Origin of the sequence: Sodalis sp. RH19, assembly GCF_047324215.1 — a bacterium.
Taxonomy (GTDB): Bacteria; Pseudomonadota; Gammaproteobacteria; order Enterobacterales; family Enterobacteriaceae; genus Acerihabitans.
Map to the genome: position 1 here is coordinate 4337126 of NZ_CP178734.1, position 25047 is coordinate 4362172.

Annotated in this window: 13 protein-coding genes, 6 tRNA genes, 2 rRNA genes, 3 other RNA genes and 1 pseudogene; 2 read left to right on the forward strand and 23 right to left on the reverse strand. The window is 53.6% G+C overall.

Features of this window, described 5'->3' with window-relative positions:
• Window positions 1-515: 515 nt before the first annotated feature.
• From rpoC to ACL2XF_RS19595, 16 genes are all read right to left on the reverse strand, one after another.
• Window positions 516-4739, reverse strand: coding sequence for a DNA-directed RNA polymerase subunit beta' (rpoC, locus tag ACL2XF_RS19520; RefSeq protein ID WP_410012668.1), 4224 nt, complete (start codon window positions 4737-4739; stop codon window positions 516-518).
• A 140-nt stretch (window positions 4740-4879) separates the two neighbouring features.
• Window positions 4880-8908 (reverse strand): DNA-directed RNA polymerase subunit beta, encoded by a 4029-nt coding sequence (gene rpoB / locus ACL2XF_RS19525; RefSeq protein ID WP_410012669.1) that lies wholly within the window; start codon window positions 8906-8908, stop codon window positions 4880-4882.
• 323 nt (window positions 8909-9231) lie between these two features.
• Window positions 9232-9597 (reverse strand): 50S ribosomal protein L7/L12, encoded by a 366-nt coding sequence (gene rplL, locus ACL2XF_RS19530; protein WP_410012670.1) that lies wholly within the window; start codon window positions 9595-9597, stop codon window positions 9232-9234.
• Window positions 9598-9663: 66 nt separating this feature from the next.
• A complete protein-coding gene (gene rplJ, locus ACL2XF_RS19535) occupies window positions 9664-10161 on the reverse strand; it encodes a 50S ribosomal protein L10 (RefSeq protein ID WP_162368656.1) in 498 nt (165 codons plus the stop codon).
• 428 nt (window positions 10162-10589) lie between these two features.
• Complete coding sequence (gene rplA, locus ACL2XF_RS19540) at window positions 10590-11294, reverse strand: 50S ribosomal protein L1 (RefSeq protein WP_162368657.1); 705 nt, start codon at window positions 11292-11294, stop codon at window positions 10590-10592.
• A 3-nt stretch (window positions 11295-11297) separates the two neighbouring features.
• Window positions 11298-11726 carry a 50S ribosomal protein L11 gene (gene rplK / locus ACL2XF_RS19545; RefSeq protein ID WP_162368658.1) on the reverse strand — a complete coding sequence of 143 codons (429 nt, stop codon included), beginning with the start codon at window positions 11724-11726 and terminating at the stop codon, window positions 11298-11300.
• A 154-nt stretch (window positions 11727-11880) separates the two neighbouring features.
• Complete coding sequence (nusG, locus tag ACL2XF_RS19550) at window positions 11881-12426, reverse strand: transcription termination/antitermination protein NusG (RefSeq protein WP_410012671.1); 546 nt, start codon at window positions 12424-12426, stop codon at window positions 11881-11883.
• Window position 12427: 1 nt separating this feature from the next.
• Entirely contained in the window at window positions 12428-12811 is a 384-nt protein-coding gene (gene secE / locus ACL2XF_RS19555; protein ID WP_410012672.1) for a preprotein translocase subunit SecE, read from the reverse strand.
• A 267-nt stretch (window positions 12812-13078) separates the two neighbouring features.
• A complete protein-coding gene (gene tuf / locus ACL2XF_RS19560) occupies window positions 13079-14263 on the reverse strand; it encodes an elongation factor Tu (RefSeq protein ID WP_410012673.1) in 1185 nt (394 codons plus the stop codon).
• A 110-nt stretch (window positions 14264-14373) separates the two neighbouring features.
• Window positions 14374-14449 (reverse strand) — tRNA-Thr (locus ACL2XF_RS19565).
• 5 nt (window positions 14450-14454) lie between these two features.
• Window positions 14455-14529 (reverse strand) — tRNA-Gly (locus tag ACL2XF_RS19570).
• Between the two features lie 142 nt (window positions 14530-14671).
• Window positions 14672-14799: non-coding RNA, RtT sRNA (locus ACL2XF_RS19575), on the reverse strand.
• 42 nt (window positions 14800-14841) lie between these two features.
• A non-coding RNA gene (locus ACL2XF_RS19580) (RtT sRNA) lies at window positions 14842-14969 on the reverse strand.
• 42 nt (window positions 14970-15011) lie between these two features.
• Window positions 15012-15139: non-coding RNA, RtT sRNA (locus tag ACL2XF_RS19585), on the reverse strand.
• A gap of 42 nt (window positions 15140-15181) precedes the next feature.
• Window positions 15182-15266: transfer RNA gene (locus tag ACL2XF_RS19590), tRNA-Tyr, on the reverse strand.
• 10 nt (window positions 15267-15276) lie between these two features.
• A tRNA-Thr gene (locus tag ACL2XF_RS19595) sits at window positions 15277-15352 on the reverse strand.
• A 312-nt stretch (window positions 15353-15664) separates the two neighbouring features.
• On the opposite strand from ACL2XF_RS19595, the gene ACL2XF_RS19600 reads away from it, so the two are divergent.
• Window positions 15665-16213, forward strand: coding sequence for a GNAT family N-acetyltransferase (locus ACL2XF_RS19600; RefSeq protein ID WP_413727393.1), 549 nt, complete (start codon window positions 15665-15667; stop codon window positions 16211-16213).
• Between the two features lie 204 nt (window positions 16214-16417).
• Window positions 16418-17368 carry a type I pantothenate kinase gene (gene coaA, locus ACL2XF_RS19605; RefSeq protein ID WP_410012675.1) on the forward strand — a complete coding sequence of 317 codons (951 nt, stop codon included), beginning with the start codon at window positions 16418-16420 and terminating at the stop codon, window positions 17366-17368.
• Window positions 17369-17491: 123 nt separating this feature from the next.
• Here the strand turns inward: coaA and birA are convergent.
• The 7 genes and pseudogenes from birA to ACL2XF_RS19640 all read right to left on the reverse strand — a co-directional run bounded on the left by birA (window position 17492) and on the right by ACL2XF_RS19640 (window position 24997).
• Window positions 17492-18452 (reverse strand): annotated as a pseudogene (gene birA, locus ACL2XF_RS19610) (bifunctional biotin--[acetyl-CoA-carboxylase] ligase/biotin operon repressor BirA).
• Window positions 18449-19486, reverse strand: coding sequence for a UDP-N-acetylmuramate dehydrogenase (gene murB / locus ACL2XF_RS19615; RefSeq protein ID WP_410012677.1), 1038 nt, complete (start codon window positions 19484-19486; stop codon window positions 18449-18451). The pseudogene birA and the gene murB overlap by 4 nt, the downstream one beginning before the upstream one ends.
• A gap of 217 nt (window positions 19487-19703) precedes the next feature.
• Window positions 19704-20630 carry a hypothetical protein gene (locus ACL2XF_RS19620; protein WP_413727394.1) on the reverse strand — a complete coding sequence of 309 codons (927 nt, stop codon included), beginning with the start codon at window positions 20628-20630 and terminating at the stop codon, window positions 19704-19706.
• Between the two features lie 293 nt (window positions 20631-20923).
• Window positions 20924-21039 (reverse strand): 5S ribosomal RNA (gene rrf / locus ACL2XF_RS19625).
• A gap of 230 nt (window positions 21040-21269) precedes the next feature.
• A 23S ribosomal RNA gene (locus ACL2XF_RS19630) occupies window positions 21270-24264 on the reverse strand.
• A 390-nt stretch (window positions 24265-24654) separates the two neighbouring features.
• Window positions 24655-24730 (reverse strand) — tRNA-Ala (locus ACL2XF_RS19635).
• Between the two features lie 190 nt (window positions 24731-24920).
• Window positions 24921-24997: transfer RNA gene (locus ACL2XF_RS19640), tRNA-Ile, on the reverse strand.
• Between the last annotated feature and the right edge of the window lie 50 nt (window positions 24998-25047).

The window sequence follows — 25047 nt, forward strand, 5'->3', positions numbered from 1 at the left end:
TGGCCACCCAGGCGACGGGCCGCCATAATGGGAAACGCCGGTTGTCGGCGGGTGTACGGGTGACTGAACATTTCTTAGGATCGGATGTAGGGTATGAGGGCTTTCCTGGCATGAATTTTTCCTATTAATCGTCAGGGCGCGCTATTACATGGATAGTGATTATTCAGATATGGCTTCACTAATTCCTTTTTAATTTATTTATAATAACGATGCATAATTCTCCTTATCTTATGTCGTTAATGCAGCTTAATATTTTTTGGAAAATTAATTATTTGAATTACATTATCTGCAGGAAAAATAAAAACATCTTGATGAGATTATGATGTATTTCAGGGGAATTATTAAGGCGGATATTTAAATTACCAGAAACTCGTATTCTGAAAGAGAACACTATTTAAGTTAGTCACCATTAATATAATTCATACCAATAACTTCAATCTATGACTCAAACCCAGGCAAAAAAAAACCGCCCGGTCAGGGCGGTTTTATAGGACGTCAGGGGGAAGGATTAACGATTATTTATCGTTATTGCCACCCAGACCGGCGTTAAGCAGTTCCGCCATGTTGGCGGACGCTTCATCAGCGGTGACCGACGGTACTACCGGCACTTCGCCCAAGGCGCGACGGCGCGCGCGATCCTGATGGTAGGCATAGCCGGTACCGGCTGGGATCAGCCGGCCGACGATGACGTTTTCCTTCAGGCCGCGCAGTTCATCGCGTTTCCCGGCAACGGCGGCTTCGGTAAGCACGCGCGTTGTCTCCTGGAACGAGGCCGCGGAGATAAAGGACTCCGTGGCCAACGAGGCTTTAGTGATACCCAGCAGATCGCGGCTAAACGTCATTTCAATCTTGCCGTCCGCATCCAGCTGGCGGTTGGCAATCTTGACGCGTGAGTATTCAGCCTGTTCGCCTTCCAGGAAGTCGGTGCCGCCGGCGTTAACGATGGTTGCTTTGCGCAGCATCTGACGAACGATAACTTCGATATGTTTATCGTTAATCTTAACGCCCTGCAGACGGTAAACATCCTGGACTTCGTTGACGATGTAACGGGTCACGGCATGGACACCACGCAGACGCAGGATGTCATGCGGTGATTCCGGTCCGTCGGAAATCACGTCGCCGCGTTCCACGCGTTCGCCTTCGAACACGTTGAGCTGGCGCCATTTCGGTATCATCTCCTCGTAGGCATCGCTGCCATCGATCGGCGAAATGACCAGGCGGCGTTTGCCCTTGGTTTCTTTACCGAAAGAAACAATACCGCTGATTTCAGCCAGGATGGCCGGCTCTTTCGGACGACGGGCTTCGAACAGGTCGGCTACACGCGGCAGACCACCGGTGATATCCTTGGTACCGCTCGATTCCTGCGGCAAACGCGCCAGGGTGTCGCCGCCGGTGATAGCCAAGCCATCTTCCAGCTGGACGATGGTTTTACCCGGCAGGAAGTACTGCGCCGGCATATCGGTACCGGGGATCAGCACGTCATTGCCATTGGCATCGACGATTTTCAGCGCCGGGCGCAGGTCTTTACCGCCACCGGTACGTTCCGCCGTATCCAATACCACAATAGAAGACAAACCGGTAAGTTCGTCGGTCTGGCGGGTAATGGTCTGGCCGTCGATCATGTCGGTGAAGCGCATAAAGCCGCTCACTTCGGTGATCACAGGCATGGTATGCGGATCCCAGTTGGCAACCGTTTCGCCGCCCAGGACTTCGGAACCGTCGCCCTTGGCCATAACAGCACCGTAAGGCACTTTATAGCTTTCCTTGGTACGGCCGAATTCGTCGATCAGCTTCAGTTCGGTGTTACGCGACGTGATAACCAGTTTACCCACGCCATTGACAACGAACTTGGCGTTGTTCAAGCGGATGGTACCCTTGTTTTTCACCTGAATGCTGGATTCGGCGGCGTTACGCGAGGCGGCGCCACCGATATGGAACGTACGCATGGTCAGCTGGGTGCCCGGTTCGCCGATGGACTGCGCGGCGATAACGCCGATAGCCTCACCTTTGTTGACCAGATGCCCGCGGGCCAGATCGCGGCCGTAGCAGTTCGCGCACACGCCGAAGTCGGTTTCGCAGGTGACGACCGAACGCACCTTGATGATATCCACGGAATTTTCTTCCAGGATGTCACACCATTGTTCGTTCAGCAGCGTATTGCGCGGCATCAGAATGTCGGCGGTACCCGGCTTGAGAACGTCTTCAGCCGTAACACGGCCCAATACACGTTCACGCAGCGGTTCCTTAACATCGCCACCCTCGATGACCGGGGTCATGGTCACGCCGGCATGCGTACCGCAATCGTCTTCGGTCACCACCAGATCCTGCGCCACGTCGACCAGGCGACGGGTCAGGTAACCGGAGTTCGCGGTCTTCAACGCGGTATCCGCCAAGCCTTTACGAGCACCATGGGTCGAGATGAAGTACTGAAGCACGTTCAGGCCTTCACGGAAGTTCGCGGTGATCGGCGTTTCGATGATGGAGCCGTCAGGCTTGGCCATCAGGCCACGCATACCCGCCAGCTGGCGAATCTGCGCCGCCGAACCACGGGCGCCGGAGTCGGCCATCATAAAGATGCTGTTGAAGGAAACCTGGCGCTCTTCCACGCCGTCACGGTTAATCACCGCTTCGGTGGACAGGTTGTCCATCATCGCCTTGGCAACGCGTTCGTTGGCCGCGGCCCAGATATCGATCACCTTGTTGTAGCGTTCGCCCGCGGTCACCAAACCAGACTGGAACTGCTCCTGGATTTCGGCCACTTCGGCTTCGGCTTCTTCAATGATGCCCGCTTTCTTATCCGGGATAACCATATCGTCGATACCTACCGACGAGCCCGAACGGGCGGCGTAGGCAAAACCGGTATACATGATCTGGTCGGCAAAGATAACGGTCGGCTTCAGGCCCAGCACGCGGTAACAGGTATTAAGCATCTTGGAGATGGCTTTTTTACCCAGCGCCTGGTTAACCAGCGCAAACGGCAGGCCCTTGGGCACGATCATCCACAGAATGGCGCGACCGACGGTCGTATCCACGATGTGGGTGTTCTCTACCCATTCGCCTTCTTCGTTCTTGGCATGCTCGGTGATACGCACCTTAACGCGCGCATGCAGCTCGGCAATGCCGCCGCGATAGATGCGTTCGGCTTCCTTCGGCCCGGTCAATACCATGCCTTCGCCTTTACCGTTCACACGGTCGCGGGTCATGTAATACAGACCCAATACCACGTCCTGGGACGGAACGATGATAGGCTCGCCGTTGGCCGGCGACAGGATGTTATTGGTGGACATCATCAGCGCGCGCGCTTCGAGCTGTGCTTCCAGCGTCAGCGGCACGTGCACGGCCATCTGGTCACCGTCGAAGTCGGCATTGTATGCCGCGCAAACCAACGGATGCAGCTGGATGGCCTTACCTTCAATCAGTACCGGTTCAAACGCCTGGATACCCAAACGGTGCAGGGTTGGCGCACGGTTCAGCAGTACCGGGTGTTCGCGGATGACTTCATCCAGGATATCCCAAACGACGGCTTCCTCACGTTCAACCATCTTCTTGGCTGCTTTAATGGTGGTCGCGAGGCCACGCAGTTCCAGCTTGCCGTAAATGAAGGGTTTGAACAGTTCGAGCGCCATTTTTTTCGGCAGGCCGCACTGATGCAGACGCAGGTACGGGCCTACGGTAATCACGGAACGACCGGAGTAGTCCACGCGCTTGCCGAGCAGGTTCTGACGGAAACGACCCTGCTTGCCCTTGATCATGTCGGCCAGGGATTTCAGCGGACGCTTGTTGGAACCGGTAATGGCCCGGCCGCGACGGCCGTTATCCAACAGCGCATCCACCGCTTCCTGCAGCATGCGTTTTTCATTACGCACGATGATATCCGGCGCGGCCAGATCCAGCAGACGTTTCAAACGGTTGTTACGGTTGATCACGCGGCGGTACAAATCGTTCAGATCGGAGGTCGCGAAACGACCGCCGTCCAACGGCACCAGCGGACGCAGGTCTGGCGGCAGTACCGGCAGCACCGTCAGGATCATCCACTCCGGCTTGTTGCCGGACTGGACAAAGGCTTCCAGCAGCTTGATACGCTTGGTCAGCTTTTTACGTTTGGTTTCGGAGTTGGTTTCATTCAACTCTTCACGCAGCGTTTCGCATTCCGCTTCCAGATCCATGTTTTTCAGCAAGGCCTGGATCGCTTCGGCGCCCATCTTGGCGTCGAATTCATCACCGAACTCTTCCAGCGCGTCCAGATACTGCTCTTCAGTCAGGATCTGACGACGCTCCAGATTGGTCATGCCGCCTTCGACCACCACATAGGATTCGAAGTACAGCACACGTTCGATATCACGCAGCGGCATATCCAGCAGCAGGCCGATACGGGACGGCAGCGATTTCAGGAACCAGATATGCGCGGTCGGGGAGGCCAGCTCAATATGACCCATGCGTTCGCGACGCACTTTGGTCTGAGTGACTTCAACGCCGCATTTTTCACAGATAACGCCACGGTGTTTCAGGCGCTTGTACTTACCGCACAAGCACTCGTAATCTTTTACCGGCCCGAAGATTCGCGCGCAGAAAAGCCCGTCACGTTCAGGTTTAAACGTACGGTAGTTAATGGTTTCCGGCTTCTTGACTTCGCCGAACGACCAGGAACGGATCATATCTGGCGAGGCCAGAGCTATTTTGATCGCATCAAACTCTTCGGTCTTGGTTTGTGCTTTCAGAAACTTAAGCAAATCTTTCACGGATTGGCTCCTGTCGGAGTTAGACCTGTTAGGCGCCTGAAACGCTCAGGCGCCCTTATTACCGGTGCGAACGCACCCAAGCTGATCCCCCATCGTCTTTCAAGCCGCAGGTGCGCTGGCTGAAAGCCATAGGGGGTGAATTACTCTTCTTCCAGCTCGATGTTGATGCCCAGAGAGCGGATTTCCTTCAGCAACACGTTGAAGGACTCCGGCATGCCTGGCTCCATCGTATGATTGCCATCCACGATGTTTTTGTACATCTTGGTACGACCGTTAACATCATCCGACTTAACTGTCAGCATTTCCTGCAGGGTGTACGCGGCGCCATAGGCTTCCAGCGCCCACACTTCCATCTCACCGAAGCGTTGACCGCCGAACTGCGCCTTACCACCCAACGGCTGTTGGGTAACCAGGCTGTAGGAACCGGTGGAACGGGCATGCATCTTGTCATCAACCAAATGGTTGAGTTTCAGCATGTACATATAACCCACGGTAACCTGCCGTTCGAACTGTTCACCGGTACGGCCGTCAAACAAGGTGATCTGGCCGGAGGTCGGCAAGCCGCCCAACTGCAGCAGTTCCTTGATTTCTTTTTCCTTGGCGCCGTCAAACACCGGTGTCGCGATGGGCATGCCCTTCTTCAGGTTTTCAGCCAAACGGAACACTTCGTCATCCGTGAAGGTAGTCAAATCCACTTTCTGGCGCACATCATCACCCAGATCGTAGGCTTTCTGGATAAACTCGCGCAGCTTGGACACGTCTTCCTGGCGTTTAAGCATGGCGTTAATCTTGTCGCCGATGCCTTTGGCAGCCATGCCCAAATGGGTTTCCAGGATCTGGCCGATGTTCATACGCGACGGTACGCCCAGCGGGTTCAGAACGATATCCACGGGGACGCCGTTTTCATCGTAAGGCATATCCTCGATCGGGTTGATCTTGGAAATAACACCCTTGTTACCGTGACGGCCGGCCATCTTATCGCCCGGTTGGATCTGACGTTTCACCGCCAGGTAAACCTTAACGATTTTCAGCACGCCCGGCGCCAGATCATCGCCCTGGGTGATCTTGCGGCGTTTCGCTTCCAGCTTCTTCTCGAACACGGTTTTCAGTTCGTCGTACTGTTCCGCCAGTTGCTCAAGCTGATTCTGCTTGTCTTCATCGGTCAGACCCAGTTCCAGCCAGCGTTCGCGGGTCAGCTTGGACAGTTTTTCGTCTTCGATGCCGCCGGAAACCAGCACGTCATGGATACGGGCAAACAGGCCGGCTTCAAAAATCTGCAGCTCTTCGGTCAGGTCTTTCTTGACCTGCTTAAGCTGCATTTCTTCGATTTCCAGCGCGCGTTTGTCTTTTTCCACGCCGTCGCGGGTAAACACCTGCACATCTATAACCGTACCGGAAACGCCGTTAGGCACGCGCAGCGACGAATCTTTCACGTCGGAGGCTTTTTCGCCGAAGATGGCGCGCAGCAGTTTTTCTTCCGGGGTCAGCTGGGTCTCGCCCTTCGGCGTAACCTTACCCACCAGGATATCGCCGCCGGTCACTTCGGCACCGATATACACGATACCGGACTCATCCAGCTTGGAAAGCGCGGCTTCACCCACGTTCGGGATGTCGGCGGTGATTTCCTCAGGCCCCAGCTTGGTGTCGCGCGACACGCAGGCCAATTCCTGGATATGGATGGTGGTAAAGCGATCTTCCTGCACCACGCGTTCGGAGACCAAAATGGAGTCTTCGAAGTTGTAGCCGTTCCACGGCATGAACGCCACGCGCATATTCTGGCCCAATGCCAGTTCACCCAAATCGGTGGACGGGCCATCGGCCAGCACATCGCCGCGCTCTACCGGTTCGCCCAAGGACACGCACGGCATCTGGCTGATGCAGGTGTTCTGGTTGGAACGGGTATATTTAGTCAGGTTGTAGATATCGATACCCGCTTCGCCGGCCACCATTTCGTCCGGGTTAACGTTAATCACGATACGCGACGCATCAACATACTGGATGGTCCCGCCACGCTTGGCCACGGCGGTTACGCCGGAGTCAACGGCCACGGCGCGTTCCATGCCGGTGCCTACCAGTGGCTTGTCGGCGCGCAGGGTCGGCACGGCCTGGCGTTGCATGTTCGCACCCATCAGGGCGCGGTTGGCGTCATCGTGTTCCAGGAAGGGAATCAACGACGCGCCCACCGAGACGATCTGCTGGGTCGAGACGTCCATATAGTCGACCTGGTCGCGGGTGAACAGGCTCGATTCGCCTTTGCTGCGGCACGTGATCAAATCATCGACGAAATGGCCTTCTTCGTCGAGATTGGTATTGGCCTGGGCAATAACGAAGTTGCCTTCTTCAATCGCGGACAGGTAGTGGATCTCATCGGTGACCACATCTTCACGCACCCGGCGGTACGGCGTCTCAAGGAAGCCATATTCATTGGTCTGCGCATAGACGGACAGGGAGTTGATCAGACCGATGTTCGGGCCTTCCGGCGTTTCGATGGGACATACCCGGCCGTAATGGGTCGGATGCACGTCACGTACTTCGAAACCGGCGCGTTCACGGGTCAAGCCGCCTGGGCCCAACGCGGAAATACGGCGTTTATGGGTAATTTCCGACAGCGGGTTGTTCTGGTCCATAAATTGCGACAGTTGGCTGGAACCAAAGAACTCCTTCACCGCGGCCGAAATCGGCTTGGCGTTGATCATATCCTGCGGCATCAGCGTATCCAGATCGCCCAGGGACAGACGTTCTTTCACCGCACGCTCGACACGCACCAGGCCGACGCGGAATTGGTTTTCCGCCATTTCGCCCACGGAACGGATACGACGGTTGCCCAGGTGGTCGATATCATCGACTTCGCCTTTACCGTTACGGATGTCGATAAGCTTCTTCATCACTTCAATGATGTCGAGCTTGCTCAGGATGCCCGAGCCTTCGATTTCCTCACGCAGCAGCGACCGGTTGAACTTCATGCGGCCAACCGCGGACAGATCGTAACGATCTTCCGAGAAGAACAGGTTTTCGAACAGGTTTTCAGCCGCTTCGCGGGTCGGCGGCTCGCCGGGACGCATCATGCGGTAGATTTCAACCAGCGCGCTCAGGCGATCGCTGGTCGGGTCGACGCGCAGGGTCTCGGAGATATACGAGCCATGGTCCAGATCGTTGGTAAACAGCGTTTCGATACGCTTATGTCCCGCCTGGCTCAGTTTCGCCAGCAGGTCCAGCGTCAGTTCCATATTGGCCGGACAAATGATTTCACCGGTATTTTCGTCGATGTAATCCTTGACCACCACTTTACCGATAATGTACTCAACCGGTACCTGGATTTTATCGATGCCGTCTTTTTCCAGCAGGCGAATATGACGCGCGGTAATACGGCGGCCTTTTTCGACATAGACGGTACCGTTGGCTTCGATATCAAACGAAGCGGTTTCACCACGTAAACGCTCAGGAACCAGTTCCATCTGCAGTTTATTGTCGTGAATTTCATAAATGACTTTGTCAAAGAACGTATCGAGAATCTGCGCGGTGGTGAAGTTAAGCGCGCGCAGTACGATAGTCGCGGGCAGCTTGCGCCGACGGTCGATACGTACGAACAGGTTGTCTTTGGGATCGAATTCAAAATCCAGCCAGGAACCGCGGTAAGGGATGATACGTGCGTTATACAGCACTTTACCGGACGAATGCGTCTTGCCCTTATCGCTGTCAAAGAATACGCCGGGGCTACGATGCAACTGGGAGACGATAACACGCTCGGTCCCGTTGATAACAAAAGTCCCGTTATCGGTCATGAGCGGAATTTCGCCCATGTAGACTTCTTGTTCCTTGATATCTTTAACCGTGCCTTCCGGTGCTTCACGCTCGTAAATCACGAGGCGCAGTTTTACACGCAGCGGTGCGGAGAAGGTGACTCCACGAATCTGGCACTCTTTGACATCAAATACAGGCTCGCCCAGACGGTAACTGACGTATTGCAGTTCCGAATTGCCGCTGTAGCTTTGGATGGGGAACACAGAACGGAATGCTGCTTCTAGTCCGTACTGCCCTTCCGGATCTTGCTCGATAAACTTCTGGAACGAGTCAAGCTGTATGGAAAGGAGATATGGGATGTCCAACACTTGGGGACGTTTCCCAAAATCCTTACGAATGCGTTTTTTTTCGGTATAGGAGTAAACCATAGGGTTCCTCAGCTCGCTGATCAGTGACCCACTCTGTCCGCCCAAGAAGGACAGGTCATGCAACACAATTTCTCTCGTTCGGAAAGAAAATTCCCCTTCCGCAATACCTGTTTCTATCACTCTTAAACCATTTCGTCGCACTTTGCTAAACCAGGGAGGCTCGACAGGAGGTGCAATATATTAAGTCGTCGATAGAGAAAGATATTGGGGTTGGCCAGTGGTTAAATCGTGTCAAACCCCACTGACGCCCTACAGCGCAAAAAGGCTGGTGACCAAAAAGTCACCAGCCATCAGCCTAGGTTCAGGCTGCAACCTGGGAGGTCTTACTTAACCTCAACAGAAGCACCAGCTTCTTCCAGGGCTTTCTTCAGTGCTTCGGCGTCGTCTTTGTTCACGCCTTCTTTCATGGTTGCCGGAGCAGATTCAACCAGATCCTTGGCTTCTTTCAGGCCCAGGCCGGTAGCAGCACGGACGGCTTTGATAACCGATACCTTGTTGCCGCCGATAGCGGTCAGGACAACGTCGAACTCGGTTTTTTCTTCAACGACTTCAGCCGGGCCGGCAGCAGCTGCAACAGCGGTAGCAGCGGAAACGCCGAATTTGGTTTCCATCATGGAGATCAGTTCAACGACGTCCATGACGGACATTTCTGCAACTGCGTCCAGAATTTGTTCTTTAGTGATAGACATAACAATAGTTCCTAAAATTCAGAAAGTGTTTATACGTTCGCAATAACAACCGAAAGGGTTGGCCAATTAAGCCGCTTCTTTCTGATCGCGCAGTGCAGCCAGTGTACGGACCAATTTGCCTGCAGAGGCTTCTTTCATGGCCGACATCAGGCGTGAGATTGCTTCATCGTAAGTCGGCAGAGTTGCCAGGCGATCGATATTGGCCGCCGTGATAACTTCGCCTTCAAAGGCTGCTGCTTTAACCTCAAATTTGGCATTTTCCTTGGCAAAAGCCTTGAACAGGCGAGCGGCAGCGCCCGGATGTTCGTGAGAAAATGCAATCAGGGTCGGACCGACAAACGTGTCTTTCAGGCATTCGAAAGGAGTGCCTTCTACGACGCGACGCAGCAAGGTGTTGCGAACAACACGCATGTATACGCCGGCTTCACGACCTGCTTTACGCAGTTCAGTCATTTTACCTACTGTAACGCCGCGAGAATCCGCAACGACAGCAGACAGCGCGCCTTTGGCTACTTCGCTGACTTCAGCAACAATCGCTTGTTTGTCTTGAAGGTTTAATGCCATTAGCTTGTGCTCCTGGATTTAGCCGGGGAAAAGCACCCGACACTCACTAGCTTAACGCCACAATGGCGATAAGCGGCTAAACACGGTGAGCAGAATCCAGCAAACGAATATGTTATTCAGCTTCTGTCACCGTCTACGCAGGACGATTAAGCATTTTACCCGCTCTATTTCATACTGCGAATGCCTTGGCTGCCCGCATTCACTCCAGCCCCTTACGTAAGTAAGCCACTGGCGATCGCTTGGTTGCCGCCTTCCTGCACCTCGAAATAGTTTAGGTAATATGCACCTGCGGTCTTGGACGGAGGCTTGGATAAGGCCAAGCTCCAACCGAAAATCTTGTTTTTTTTCGTCCAGGCTAAACAACGGCCAATGACGAAACAATGGGCGTTAGATTCTAGACAAATCTTTCGCCCAAGTCAAAGGGGTAATTATGCAACAACCGTTGCCAGACCGCTTTGATCGATAGCCAGACCTGCGCCCATGGTGGTGGAGAGGCTGATTTTCTTGATGTACACGCCTTTGGCCTGTGTCGGTTTGGCTTTTTTCAGCGCAACCAGCAGGGATTCCAGGTTTTCTCTCAATTTGTCAGTATCGAAGTCCACTTTACCGATGGTGGTGTGGATAATACCGTTTTTGTCGTTGCGATAACGAACCTGACCGGCTTTGGCGTTTTTAACCGCTTCGGCGACGTTCGGGGTAACGGTACCCACTTTCGGGTTAGGCATCAGGCCGCGCGGCCCGAGGATCTGGCCCAGCTGGCCCACGACGCGCATGGCATCCGGGGAAGCGATAACAACGTCAAAGTTGAATTCGCCTTTTTTGATCTGATCGGCCAGGTCATCCATACCGACCAGGTCCGCGCCGGCTGCCTTGGCAGCTTCGACGTTGGCGCCCTGGGTGAAGACGGCTACACGCACGGTACGGCCGGTGCCGTTAGGCAGGACGGTGGCGCCACGAACGTTTTGATCGGACTTACGGGCATCAATCCCGAGGTTTACGGCAACGTCGATGCTTTCAACGAACTTGGCGGTAGCCAGTTCCTTGAGCAGCGCAACGGCTTCGTTGATGTCATATTGCTTAGTGGAATCAACTTTGTCGCGGATTACACGCATGCGCTTGGTCAGTTTAGCCATTTCTTAATCCTCCACTACCAGGCCCATGGAACGAGCAGTACCTTCAATGGAGCGGGACATCGCTTCCACATCGGCACCCGTCATATCCGCCGCTTTGGTTTCCGCGATTTCGCGAACCTGGGCGTGCGTTACTTTACCGACTTTTTCTTTGTTCGGCTTACCAGAACCAGACTTCACGCCTGCGGCTTTCTTGAGCAGCACGGCAGCCGGCGGGGTTTTGGTAACGAAGGTGAAAGAGCGGTCGGAGTAAACGGTGATAACAACCGGGATTGGCAGACCTTTTTCAATGCTTTCAGTCTTGGCATTGAAGGCTTTACAGAATTCCATGATGTTAACGCCCTGCTGACCCAGCGCTGGGCCGACCGGCGGACTTGGATTCGCCATACCTGCTGCAACCTGCAGTTTTACATAGGCTTGTACTTTCTTGGCCATTTGAATTTCCTCTAGCGGGTGATAGCGCCGGTTAAGGCTCCCCAGTGTATAAGCTATTACATGCCCGTGGGCACATAAAAACGAAAGGCGCGAAATTCTAGTTCAATTTCGCGCCTTGAGCAAGCATTAATCATTATCGATAGGGGGTCGGCTATCAGCCCTTCTCAACCTGGCCGAAGTCCAGCTCGACCGGAGTGGCGCGACCGAAAATCGACACCGACACTTTCAGGCGGCTTTTTTCGTAGTCGACTTCTTCCACCACGCCGTTGAAATCGGCAAACGGCCCGTCGTTGACGCGCACCAGTTCGCCGGGTTCGAACAGCGTCTTCGGCCGCGGCTTGTCACCCACTTGCTGGAGGCGATTCATGATCGCATCCACTTCTTTATCGCTGATAGGCGCCGGGCGATCGGATGTGCCGCCGATAAACCCCATCACGCGGGGCACGCTGCGCACTAAATGCCAGCTGGCGTCATTCATCACCATTTGTACCAGCACATAGCCCGGGAAGAATTTGCGTTCGCTCTTGCGGCGCTGACCGCCGCGGATTTCGACGACTTCTTCCGTTGGCACCATGACTTCGCCAAACAGCTCTTCCATATTGTGCAATTTAATATGTTCGCGTAGAGACTGCGATACGCGACCTTCAAAACCGGAAAACGCCTGGACGACGTACCAACGTTTCTTCGGAGCTTCGGACATCTTAGAACCTCAGGCCAGTAATAAACGATACCAGACGGACCAGAATACCATCCAGTCCCCACAGGATCAGTGACATCACGGCGGTCACCGCGGCGACGATTAACGTGGTGTGCAACGTTTCCTGGCGGGTCGGCCATATCACTTTGCGTACTTCGGTACGCGCTTCACGGGCAAACGCGACGGTCGATTTGCCTTTCACTGTCATCAGGGCAATACCGCCTGCAATGGCGATAATCAGTACGACAGCCAGCGCTCGCAGGGGTAAGCTAAAATCACGATAATAATAATTACCGACGATCGCAACCACCAGCAGTACAGCGACCGCTGCCCACTTTACCACTTCCAGGCTACGCCCGCTTCCTTGAGCTTCGGTATTCGCACTCATAAAAAAAACCTGTCACGTAGGATTCACACAAACAACTTAGCCCCGCAGAGGGCGAGGCTACCAAGCGAAGAGTGCTCTTTAAAAGCAACAAAACTTCGAAGCTTCACGCCGCTGATGAAGAGCCCATCTCACCAATGATTATGACGTAAAATCGCTGATGAGATAGGTTCTCTGTCACAGCGTAGAAAAAAGGCATCAAATGATGCCCTTTTACTGCGCGCTACGTCAAATGTTATTCAACATCTTTCGAAGACTTATACGCCAGTCTTACGCGATAACCTTGGCAACCACGCCGGCGCCAACGGTACGGCCGCCTTCGCGGATAGCGAAACGCAGACCGTCGTCCATGGCGATCGGGGCAATCAGGTTAACAATCATCTTGATGTTGTCGCCAGGCATAACCATTTCCACGCCTTCCGGCAGTTCGATGGTACCGGTCACGTCAGTGGTACGGAAGTAGAACTGAGGACGGTAGCCTTTGAAGAACGGCGTATGACGGCCGCCTTCATCCTTGGACAGGATGTAGACTTCGGATTCGAACTGGGTATGCGGTTTAATGGAGCCCGGTTTAGCCAGTACCTGGCCGCGTTCCACGTCGTCACGCTTGGTGCCGCGCAGCAGGACGCCGACGTTTTCACCGGCACGGCCTTCGTCCAGCAGTTTGCGGAACATTTCAACGCCGGTACAGGTGGTCTTGACGGTATCCTTGATGCCGACGATTTCAACTTCTTCGCCCACTTTAACGATGCCGCGTTCCACACGACCGGTTACCACGGTGCCGCGGCCGGAGATGGAGAATACGTCTTCGATGGGCAGCAGGAACGGTTTGTCGATTGCGCGTTCCGGTTCCGGGATGTAGGAATCCAGGGCTTCGGCCAGTTCCAGGATTTTAGAGGTCCAGGCTTCGTCGCCTTCCAGCGCTTTGAGCGCGGAACCACGGATTACCGGGGTGTCGTCGCCTGGGAAGTCGTACTGGGACAGCAGTTCGCGCACTTCCATTTCAACCAGTTCCAGCAGTTCTTCGTCATCGACCATGTCGCATTTGTTCATGAAGACGATGATGTAAGGAACGCCTACCTGGCGGCCCAGCAGGATGTGTTCGCGGGTCTGCGGCATCGGGCCGTCGGTTGCGGCAACCACCAGGATGGCGCCATCCATCTGGGCGGCGCCGGTGATCATGTTTTTCACATAGTCGGCGTGTCCCGGGCAGTCTACGTGCGCGTAGTGGCGGGCCGGGGTGTCGTATTCAACGTGGGACGTGTTGATGGTGATACCACGGGCTTTTTCTTCCGGCGCGTTGTCAATCTGATCGAAAGCACGGGCGCTGCCGCCGTAAGCTTTGGCCAGCACGGTAGTGATGGCGGCGGTCAGGGTCGTTTTACCATGGTCAACGTGGCCGATAGTACCGACGTTAACGTGTGGTTTTGTACGTTGAAACTTTTCTTTAGACATCGATTGTCCCTCTAAGACACGAATAAATCGGTGGTATCACCACATTAACCAGACATAGGCCTGATAAATTTATTTTCTAACAGAAAGTGAATCAGGAGGGAGACTAGAAGTGGTGCTGATAGGCAGATTCGAACTGCCGACCTCACCCTTACCAAGGGTGCGCTCTACCAACTGAGCTATATCAGCACATTTGGAGCGGGCAGTGGGAATCGAACCCACGTCATCAGCTTGGAAGGCTGAGGTAATAGCCATTATACGATGCCCGCATCTTGGAACTCGGCTACCTGATATTTCTGTAGATTGTTGAAAGGTTCATATCATACAAACCTTGGTCGAAGGTTTTCAACCTTCCCCTGGCGCATGATGTTGCTTTGCATCAGGGATTGCCTTGGTTGCCCGCGGCGAATTTGGTGGTGGGGGAAGGATTATTCGTCACTTCGTTCCTCACCCTTCGGGCCGTCGCAAGCGACGTTGTCTCGCTTTGCTCGACTCGAACCTTAATCGAAGGTTCTCAACCTTCCCCCTGGCGCATGATGTTGCTTTGCATCAGGGATTGCCTTGGTTGCCCGCGGCGAATTTGGTGGTGGGGGAAGGATTATTCGTCACTTCGTTCCTCACCCTTCGGGCCGTCGCAAGCGACGTTGTCTCGCTTTGCTCGACTCGAACCTTAATCGAAGGTTCTCAACCTTCCCCCTGGCGCATGATGTTGCTTTGCATCAGGGATTGCCTTGGTTGCCCGCGGCGAATTTGGTGGTGGGGGAAGGATTATTCGTCACTTCGTTCCTCACCCTTCGGGCCGTCGCAAGCGACGTTGTCTCGCTTTGCTCGACTCGAACCTTAATCGAAGGTTCTCAACCTTCCCCCTGGCGCATGATGTTGCTTTGCATCAGGGATTGCCTTGGTTGCCCGCGGCGAATTTGGTGGTGGGGGAAGGATTCGAACCTTCGAAGTCAGTGACGGCAGATTTACAGTCTGCTCCCTTTGGCCGCTCGGGAACCCCACCAGATTTTTGTTGGTGCCGGCAGAAGGAGTCGAACCCTCGACCTACTGATTACAAGTCAGTTGCTCTACCAACTGAGCTATGCCGGCATCAAGTGCAGCGCATTCTAGGTAGAGCCGGCGACCTATGCAACAAAAAAATCGCGTAAATCGCACTTTCGCTCATAAAATACCCAAAATTAGAAAATGTCTCACAAATTTGTTTGTTATTCATGCACCGAGAGAAGCGCCCCGGCCGGCCAGGGCGAGTCTGCACCACGATGGGCCTATTGCACCGCCGTGGCGCCCGGAACATCGCCGCTTCCCGCGCGGTGCCTCTGTTGGCCATGATCGCCAGCTGGCACGCGTCTTGCTTTATTTATACCGTAGTTTCTGTGATATCACCGGCCGGAGGATGACATCATGAAAATAGTACAGCTGAATGCCGCCACGCTTCCCGTTTACCGCAGCGAGCTCGCAGGCCTGCTGATGGACGCCGTTGCGCGCGGCGCCTCGGTGGGCTACACCAATCCCCTGACCCAGGATGAGGCGGAGGGCTATATCCACGGCCTGCGCTCCGCCATGGCTAAGAATGACTTATTGTTATGGATTGCGCGTGACGAGCGGGGCATTGTCGGCAGTATCCAGCTGGAGTTATGCCGTAAGCCAAACGGGCAAAACCGGGCGGAAATACAAAAACTCCTGGTGCACAGCCGCGCCAGGCGCGAAGGGATTGGGAAATCGCTGATAGGCGCCCTTGAGCGCACCGCCCGCGATCTGCAGCGCGGCCTGCTCTACCTGGATACCCAATCCGGTTCCCCCGCGGAGGCCTTTTACCGCGCGCTCGGCTACCGCTGCCTGGGTGAAATTCCCGATTACGCCTGCACGCCGGACGGTTATTACCATCCCACGGTTATCTATTACAAACGCTTATTCGCCGTCAACCAGCAGCTAAACGCCATCGCCAGCTAAGCTCATAAGCGGCGGGTACGGATCTTTGACCTGTGACCCAAGTGTCCCCGGGCCGTACCCTTCCGCCCATTGTCAAGATTCCATGGTTTAAGCAGAAAAAACACTCTACGATGTTAACGAAGCTGTCTATACTATGCAGCTTGTTTTCGTTCCGGGTGGGCTCGGCTGCCCCGATTGGACCTGCGCAACAGGCTGGCTAAGCTTATGATAAATCGTGATCAATCACTTACCACACCCTATCTTCAGTTCAACCGGCAGCAATGGGCCGCTTTGCGTGATACGGTTCCCCTGACGTTAACCCAGGAAGAAATAATAAAACTGAAAGGGATTAACGAAGATCTTTCCCTTGATGAAGTGGCGGAAATTTATCTGCCGCTCTCGCGTTTAATCAATTTCTACATCAGCTCCAATCTGCGCCGCCAGGCGGTATTGGAACAGTTCCTTGGCACCAACGGCCAGCACATCCCGTATGTTATCGGCATTGCCGGCAGCGTGGCGGTGGGTAAAAGCACCACCGCGCGCGTATTACAGGCGTTGCTGAGCCGTTGGCCTGAACACCGCTCGGTCGAGCTGGTCACCACCGATGGTTTTTTATATCCCAACCGCGTACTGAAAGAACGGGAATTAATGAAGAAAAAGGGATTCCCACAATCCTACGATATGCGCAGCCTGGTTAATTTTGTTTCCGAAGTAAAATCAGGCGCCAGTGAAGTTACTGCTCCGGTATATTCCCATCTGATCTACGATATCGTGCCGGAAGATAATAAAGTCATCTCGCAACCCGATATATTAATTCTTGAAGGATTAAACGTGTTGCAGAGTGGCATGGATTATCAGCATGCCTCCCATCATGTTTTTGTTTCCGATTTCGTCGATTTTTCCATTTATGTGGATGCACCGGAAGATTTACTAAAAAGCTGGTATATCAACCGTTTCCTGCGTTTTCGGCAGGGTGCATTTTCCAATCCGCATTCTTACTTTCATAATTATGCCAAGCTGACGGAAGAAGAAGCCGTACAAATTGCCAGCCAGCTTTGGGAAGAAATTAACGGATTAAACCTGAAAGAAAATATCCTGCCCACGCGTGAGCGCGCGAGTCTGATTTTATCCAAAAGCGCCAATCACGCAGTGGGGAATATCAGGCTGCGGAAATAGTCCATAACGTCCGGGCGCGCTGTAATCCATAAATAACAGGAAACGGCGCCCTATAAATCGTCAGTGATTGTCTGTTACGGCATTATTGGCCGTAGCCATATGACCCCGCGCGGGATGAACATGTCAAAGTCCCCGCAGCGAGATTTCACCACCGAGGTAGGCTTTTACCTTACCGTCTTGTTCCAGCAACAAGGCCCCCTGCGCATCGATGCCGCGTGAAATACCTTTGATTTCACGCTCGCCAATCAGCAGCTTAACCGGGCGATGATAAAAGTTATCCAGTGCCTGCCAACGCGTTACGAACGCGGCGAAGCCGTCCCGTTCAAAAATCGGCAATGCCAGCCTGAGCCCGTTGATGAGCTTCGCGGCCAGAGCGTTACGATCGATCTGGATACCCGCTTCCTGTAAATTAATCCAGCCCTGATTGATGACCGGCTCGGCCGTTTCCCTCATCGCCAGGTTAATTCCGGCGCCTATCACCAGATGCGCGGCATCGCCGGCCTTGCCGCTGATCTCCACCAGGATGCCGGCCAGCTTGCGATCGTGCAGATAGAGATCGTTAGGCCATTTCACCCGCACCTCGCGCGCGCCCAGTTCATGCAGCACTTCCGCCATGATGATGCCGATCACCAGGCTAAGGCCGATCGCCGCCGCCGGGCCTTGCTCCAGCCGCCAATACAGGGACAGATAGAGATTGGCGCCAAACGGCGAGACCCATTGCCGGCCGCGCCTCCCCCGTCCCGCCATCTGGTACTCTGCGACACAGGCGTCGCCGGAGCGCAGGACGGCGGTGCGCTCCATCAGGTACTGATTGGTGGAATCAATCACCGGCAGCACCGTGACCCCGCCCCGCGGCAGCAGCGACAGGATTTTCCCCTCATCCAAAAGTTGCAGCGGGGCATAGAGGCGATACCCTTTACCGGGAACGGTGAAAACATCAATACCCCACTCCCGCAGGGTCTGGATATGTTTATTGATGGCCGCGCGGTCTCATGCCCAGCGAATCGCCGAACTGCTCGCCGGAGTGGAATTCCCCGTCGGCCAGCAGCCCGATTAATTTTAGCGGAACAGTGATATCTTTCATGACAGAGTATCCACCGCGTCTACTTCACCGCCGGCGGCGATAAACCGCACTTCTGGCTCCAGCCAGACGTTAAACCGTTCCGCTACGCTATTGCGCACCAGTTTCGCCAGCGCGACGATAGCCCGCCCATCAGCCTGGCCGTTATTGATCAATACCAGCGCCTGTTTGGCATGCACCGCGGCGGCGCCCAGCACATAGCCTTTCAGGTCGCACCGATCTATCAGCCATCCCGCCGCCAGTTTTACGCTACCGTCCGGCTGCGGATAGTGCGGCGCATCGGGATACCGTTGCAACAGGCGCCGTGCGTCCTCAGCGCCGACCAGTGGATTTTTAAAAAAGCTGCCGGCATTACCGGTAATGGCGGGGTCGGGTAATTTGCTGCGGCGCATGGCGCAAACGGTATCAAAAACCTGGCGCGGGGTGACGGTCCGGCTATCCAGGCGGACAAGATCGCCGTAGGTAAGCACCGGGCGCCAGGTTTTGTCCAGGGTAAACCCCACCGCCACGATAGCGTAGCTGGCCCGATAACGGTGTTTAAACACACTGTCGCGATAACCGAACCGGCACTCCGCGGCGCTAAGGCGTATCTTCTCGCCGTTATTCAGATCAAGCAGATCGACGTATTCGCATACCGATTCCAGCTCCACGCCGTAGGCGCCGATATTCTGGATGGGCGCAGACCCGACACGGCCGGGGATTAACGCCAGGTTTTCCAGCCCCGCCATGTCCTGCGCCAACGCGAAGGACACCAGTCCATGCCAGTCCTCGCCGGCGCCGACATGCAGATGCCAGGCATGGTTGTCTTCGCTGACCTGTATTCCTTTAATGCGATTTAGCAATACGGTGCCGGCAAAATTTTCCAAAAAAAGGACATTACTGCCGCCGCCCAGCAGCAGTACCGCTCCAGGCCGCCGTTGGGCGTCGCGCCAAAGCGTCAACAATTCAGTTTCGGTATGGGCAGTGGCGATATGGGCGGCTACCGCGTCGATGGCAAAGGTATTCAGGTGTTTTAACGCCACACCATGCATTGTCATGGTAAAAACCTTTCTTAATCACTCTTGAGCCTAGTTTACCCGATCGGGACGGATTTCAGCGACTAACTTTAGCGCCTTCCCGATCTGGCGGGCAGGATTCCGTTACCCCTTAGGGTATGAGGCCGTTATGATAAGAAAAGTGTAAACATGACCAGACTATCTGCATTTTCCCCAACATTTCCTTTTATCACCGTTACGAAACATTGGATTTGCCGTGCTACGCTATTTTAACCACCGATTGATAATGACCAGGAGTATTTAAGATTATAATCTCGCGTACAGGGCTATTATTATCCGCCTCATCGCCAGAGTACTCTCCTTCAGTAATGTAGTGATTACCGTCATCTACAATATTAGGAGAAATCAATTTAACCTTGATGTTTTCACCAAGAGCCTGATTGACTAAATTAACAATAAAAGTGGCGTCGCCGCTATTACTACCCGTGGAATTATTGTTATCAAAAAAGAGGCCTTGGTTTTCACTTCCTGGTTTTACTGCATCATAAAACATACGCAGCTCAAATGCTTTATGCCCGATAGAGCCGGTAATTCCTTTATCGTGGTAAATACACTGGACAATGGAATGAAATAAGCAATTGTTATTCTCACCACTACTATCCCGTATAACGTATCCCGTTTCAGATAGAAACTTTTCTAACGCCGGCATCGCGCTGAGATGGGCCATTGCCTGCGTTTCGAGCTGTACCGTATTCTTATTTGCCTCGGCTGCAGGCCCTGCCATGCCCACACGGCCATTTCCTACGGAAGTAGTGCTGGCCAAACTTGCTTCCATTGCTCGCCTGATCTCCTCATCTTCAAGGGCGCTTTGCTGGCTGGCAGCCAGTGCCCTTAGGAAATCATCATCCTTTTCACCGGAGGGCAGGTTAGCGGAGGACAAACTGGCGTCAATGGTTTGCCTTAATACAACGTCTTCATTTAAACTCGCCATACTCCGTAACAATACCGCTGACAAATCGGGGTCATCATCGGTGCTTTCGCTAGCACCTTTAGTCAGTGGCAAGCTTACATTACTTACTTCTGTCAATATCCGACCATTCGGACGTGCATTTATATGAGAATGAAGTGACTGATTATATATCCCAAATAAATCTGAGTGGTTAATGTCTCTATGATTATTGATCATTTTACAAAAATCCTGATTGATTTAATTGTGTCTCATAATATAGATCAGCCCATAAACAGTAATCAAACAACCGTCCGGTCTATTGTCACATTTCGCGTTGATAATAATCTTAATCTGAAGTATTTAGTAAAATGTCAGCAATTTTATTACATGAACTATTAAAAGATGATATTGGGATAAATATATTTATAAAGCTTTGCCGGTGGTCCTACTCTCTTACTCGAGTAGCGAACCGCCAGGGTTACGCACATGAAAAAGCCCTCTGTTCTCACAGAGGGCTTCGTCAATTGGATGCCTGGCAGTTCCCTACTCTCGCATGGGGAGACCCCACACTACCATCGGCGCTACGGCGTTTCACTGCTGAGTTCGGCATGGGGTCAGGTGGGACCACCGCGCTAGTGCCGCCAGGCAAATTTCTCGTCTCATCCTGAGACTCGCCCTGCGGGCCAGCGCTGTGCGCTGTACAAAATCGCTCCCGGCGATTTTGTCATTTCCCCTGTGCAAGGCCAACGCTCCGCGTTGTTGACAACCCGTCAATATCTCGACCGGTTGTGTTTAATACTTTCCGTTACAAGCTGAAAATCCTCTCGCCGCCCCTTGGGGCAACGCTCTCTTCGCGTCAAACACTTTAGGTGTTGTAAGGTTAAGCCTCACGGGTCATTAGTATCGGTTAGCTCAACGCATCGCTGCGCTTACACACCCGACCTATCAACGTCATCGTCTTTAACGTCCCTTCAGGTGGCTTAAAGCCACAGGGAAGACTCATCTCGAGGCAAGTTTCCCGCTTAGATGCTTTCAGCGGTTATCTCTTCCGCACGTAGCTACCGGGCAATGCCATTGGCATGACAACCCGAACACCAGTGGTGCGTCCACTCCGGTCCTCTCGTACTAGGAGCAGCCCCTCTCAATCTTCCAACGCCCACGGCAGATAGGGACCGAACTGTCTCACGACGTTCTAAACCCAGCTCGCGTACCACTTTAAATGGCGAACAGCCATACCCTTGGGACCTACTTCAGCCCCAGGATGTGATGAGCCGACATCGAGGTGCCAAACACCGCCGTCGATATGAACTCTTGGGCGGTATCAGCCTGTTATCCCCGGAGTACCTTTTATCCGTTGAGCGATGGCCCTTCCATTCAGAACCACCGGATCACTAAGACCTGCTTTCGCACCTGCTCGAGCCGTCACTCTCGCAGTCAAGCTAGCTTATGCCTTTGCACTAACCTCACGATGTCCGACCGTGATTAGCTAACCTTCGTGCTCCTCCGTTACTCTTTAGGAGGAGACCGCCCCAGTCAAACTACCCACCAGACACTGTCCTCGACCCAGATTATGGGCCGGAGTTAGAACATCAAACATTAAAGGGTGGTATTTCAAGGTTGGCTCCATGCAGACTGGCGTCCACACTTCAAAGCCTCCCACCTATCCTACACATCAAGGCTCAATGTTCAGTGTCAAGCTATAGTAAAGGTTCACGGGGTCTTTCCGTCTTGCCGCGGGTACACTGCATCTTCACAGCGAGTTCAATTTCACTGAGTCTCGGGTGGAGACAGCCTGGCCATCATTACGCCATTCGTGCAGGTCGGAACTTACCCGACAAGGAATTTCGCTACCTTAGGACCGTTATAGTTACGGCCGCCGTTTACCGGGGCTTCGATCAAGAGCTTCTCCTTACGGATAACCCCATCAATTAACCTTCCGGCACCGGGCAGGCGTCACACCGTATACGTCCACTTTCGTGTTTGCACAGTGCTGTGTTTTTAATAAACAGTTGCAGCCAGCTGGTATCTGCGACTGGCTTCAGCTCGGGGAGCAAGTCCCTCCACCTAATGCCAGCGTGCCTTCTCCCGAAGTTACGGCACCATTTTGCCTAGTTCCTTCACCCGAGTTCTCTCAAGCGCCTTGGTATTCTCTACCTGACCACCTGTGTCGGTTTGGGGTACGATTCGATGTGACCTGGAGCTTAGAGGCTTTTCCTGGAAGCGTAGCATCAATTCCTTCACCACCGTAGTGGCTCGTTATCACGCCTCAGTGTTGAATGAAAAAGCGGATTTACCTGCTCTTTCCACCTTCACGCTTAAACCGGGACAACCGTCGCCCGGCGAACCTAGCTTTCTCCGTCCCCCCTTCGCAGTCACACCCAGTACAGGAATATTAACCTGTTTCCCATCGACTACGCCTTTCGGCCTCGCCTTAGGGGTCGACTCACCCTGCCCCGATTAACGTTGGACAGGAACCCTTGGTCTTCCGGCGAGCGGGCTTTTCACCCGCTTTATCGTTACTTATGTCAGCATTCGCACTTCTGATACCTCCAGCAGCCCTCACAGGCCACCTTCGCAGGCTTACAGAACGCTCCCCTACCCAACGGACATATCCTTAAGTCAACTCGACGTGATGAACGCATTGACGTCGCTGCGCTCCGTCAATCGTTTTTTCCGTACAATTGTCTTAAGTGATATGTCCGCTGCCGCAGCTTCGGTGCATGGTTTAGCCCCGTTACATCTTCCGCGCAGGCCGACTCGACCAGTGAGCTATTACGCTTTCTTTAAATGATGGCTGCTTCTAAGCCAACATCCTGGCTGTCTGTGCCTTCCCACATCGTTTCCCACTTAACCATGACTTTGGGACCTTAGCTGGCGGTCTGGGTTGTTTCCCTCTTCACGACGGACGTTAGCACCCGCCGTGTGTCTCCCGTGGTAACATTCTTCGGTATTCGCAGTTTGCATCGGGTTGGTAATCCGGGGTGGACCCCTAGCCGAAACAGTGCTCTACCCCCGAAGATGAATTCACGAGGCGCTACCTAAATAGCTTTCGGGGAGAACCAGCTATCTCCCGGTTTGATTGGCCTTTCACCCCCAGCCACAAGTCATCCGCTAATTTTTCAACATTAGTCGGTTCGGTCCTCCAGTTAGTGTTACCCAACCTTCAACCTGCCCATGGCTAGATCACCGGGTTTCGGGTCTATACCCTGCAACTTAACGCCCAGTTAAGACTCGGTTTCCCTACGGCTCCCCTATTCGGTTAACCTTGCTACAGAATATAAGTCGCTGACCCATTATACAAAAGGTACGCAGTCACCCTGATAAATCAAGGCTCCCACTGCTTGTACGTACACGGTTTCAGGTTCTATTTCACTCCCCTCGCCGGGGTTCTTTTCGCCTTTCCCTCACGGTACTGGTTCACTATCGGTCAGTCAGGAGTATTTAGCCTTGGAGGATGGTCCCCCCATCTTCAGACAGGATATCACGTGTCCCGCCCTACTCATCGAGCTCACAGCACTTGTACCTTCGGATACGGGGCTATCACCCTGTGTTGCCGGACTTTCCAGACCGTTCTCCTGATGCAAACGCTGATGGTGACTCTGGGCTGTTCCCCGTTCGCTCGCCGCTACTAGGGGAATCTCGGTTGATTTCTTTTCCTCGGGGTACTGAGATGTTTCAGTTCCCCCGGTTCGCCTCAATACGCTATGGATTCACGTAATGATAGTGCAACGAATTGCACTGGGTTTCCCCATTCGGACATCGCCGGCTGATAGCGCTTCATATCAGCTCACCGGCGCATTTCGCGGATTAGCACGTCCTTCATCGCCTCTGACTGCCTAGGCATCCACCGTGTACGCTTATTCACTTAACCTCACAACCCTAAAGTGTCTGTGTTGCGACTGGCTGCACACTGCCATGGCATCGTTGCGCGGTGCTCGCCATGCTCATGGACATACAGTCCACTCCGCTGGCTGCGCGCCGTGCGCCTTGCCCTGACACTGTTCGCACAGTCTCACCCTGGTGAGAGTAAACCCTCGCCTGGGCTACAGAGATTGCCATCGACACGGCAATCATTAGGTTTGCTTGCTTTGAGAGAATCGCATACTGATTTTGCTCAGCATGTTTTTTTCAAATTTTCAGCTTGTTCCGGATTGTTAAAGAGCATGTATTTCGCAGCATACTGATACGCGGTTGCGTAACAATGTGCTCTGAAATAAATAAGAAAAACCAGACAATCTTACCACCCATCCCCGTCAGGAAATGGTGGAGCTAAGCGGGATCGAACCGCTGACCCCCTGCGTGCAAAGCAGGTGCTCTCCCAGCTGAGCTATAGCCCCAAGTCGTTTAACCTTTTAACATCAACCAGACTCTTTCCCGCACTGAAATTGCTGTGCATCAATTAAGCTACAAAGCAATGGCATTTAGAAAGGAGAACAACTTGATAGCCCATTCGTTTCCAGGCAAGGCGTGGGGTCACGAAGTTTATTGAAATAAACGAGTGGCGCCGCAACGCAGCATGGGAAGGAATGGTAGGCCTGAGTGGACTCGAACCACCGACCTCACCCTTATCAGGGGTGCGCTCTAACCACCTGAGCTACAAGCCTATAGAAGGTTTTTCTTGCTCGTTACAGTTATCAGACAATCTGTGTGGACA

Excerpts from the sequence above, each read along its gene's own strand:
- rpoB (WP_410012669.1), bottom strand. The coding sequence starts at position 8,908 with ATGGTTTACTCCTATACCGAAAAAAAACGCATTCGTAAGGATTTTGGG.
- rplA (WP_162368657.1), bottom strand. The coding sequence starts at position 11,294 with ATGGCTAAACTGACCAAGCGCATGCGTGTAATCCGCGACAAAGTTGAT.
- tuf (WP_410012673.1), bottom strand. The coding sequence starts at position 14,263 with ATGTCTAAAGAAAAGTTTCAACGTACAAAACCACACGTTAACGTCGGT.
- secE (WP_410012672.1), bottom strand. The coding sequence starts at position 12,811 with ATGAGTGCGAATACCGAAGCTCAAGGAAGCGGGCGTAGCCTGGAAGTG.
- rplJ (WP_162368656.1), bottom strand. The coding sequence starts at position 10,161 with ATGGCATTAAACCTTCAAGACAAACAAGCGATTGTTGCTGAAGTCAGC.
- murB (WP_410012677.1), bottom strand. The coding sequence starts at position 19,486 with ATGACAATGCATGGTGTGGCGTTAAAACACCTGAATACCTTTGCCATC.
- coaA (WP_410012675.1), top strand. The coding sequence starts at position 16,418 with ATGATAAATCGTGATCAATCACTTACCACACCCTATCTTCAGTTCAAC.
- rplK (WP_162368658.1), bottom strand. The coding sequence starts at position 11,726 with ATGGCCAAGAAAGTACAAGCCTATGTAAAACTGCAGGTTGCAGCAGGT.
- nusG (WP_410012671.1), bottom strand. The coding sequence starts at position 12,426 with ATGTCCGAAGCTCCGAAGAAACGTTGGTACGTCGTCCAGGCGTTTTCC.
- ACL2XF_RS19620 (WP_413727394.1), bottom strand. The coding sequence starts at position 20,630 with ATGATCAATAATCATAGAGACATTAACCACTCAGATTTATTTGGGATA.
- rplL (WP_410012670.1), bottom strand. The coding sequence starts at position 9,597 with ATGTCTATCACTAAAGAACAAATTCTGGACGCAGTTGCAGAAATGTCC.
- ACL2XF_RS19600 (WP_413727393.1), top strand. The coding sequence starts at position 15,665 with ATGAAAATAGTACAGCTGAATGCCGCCACGCTTCCCGTTTACCGCAGC.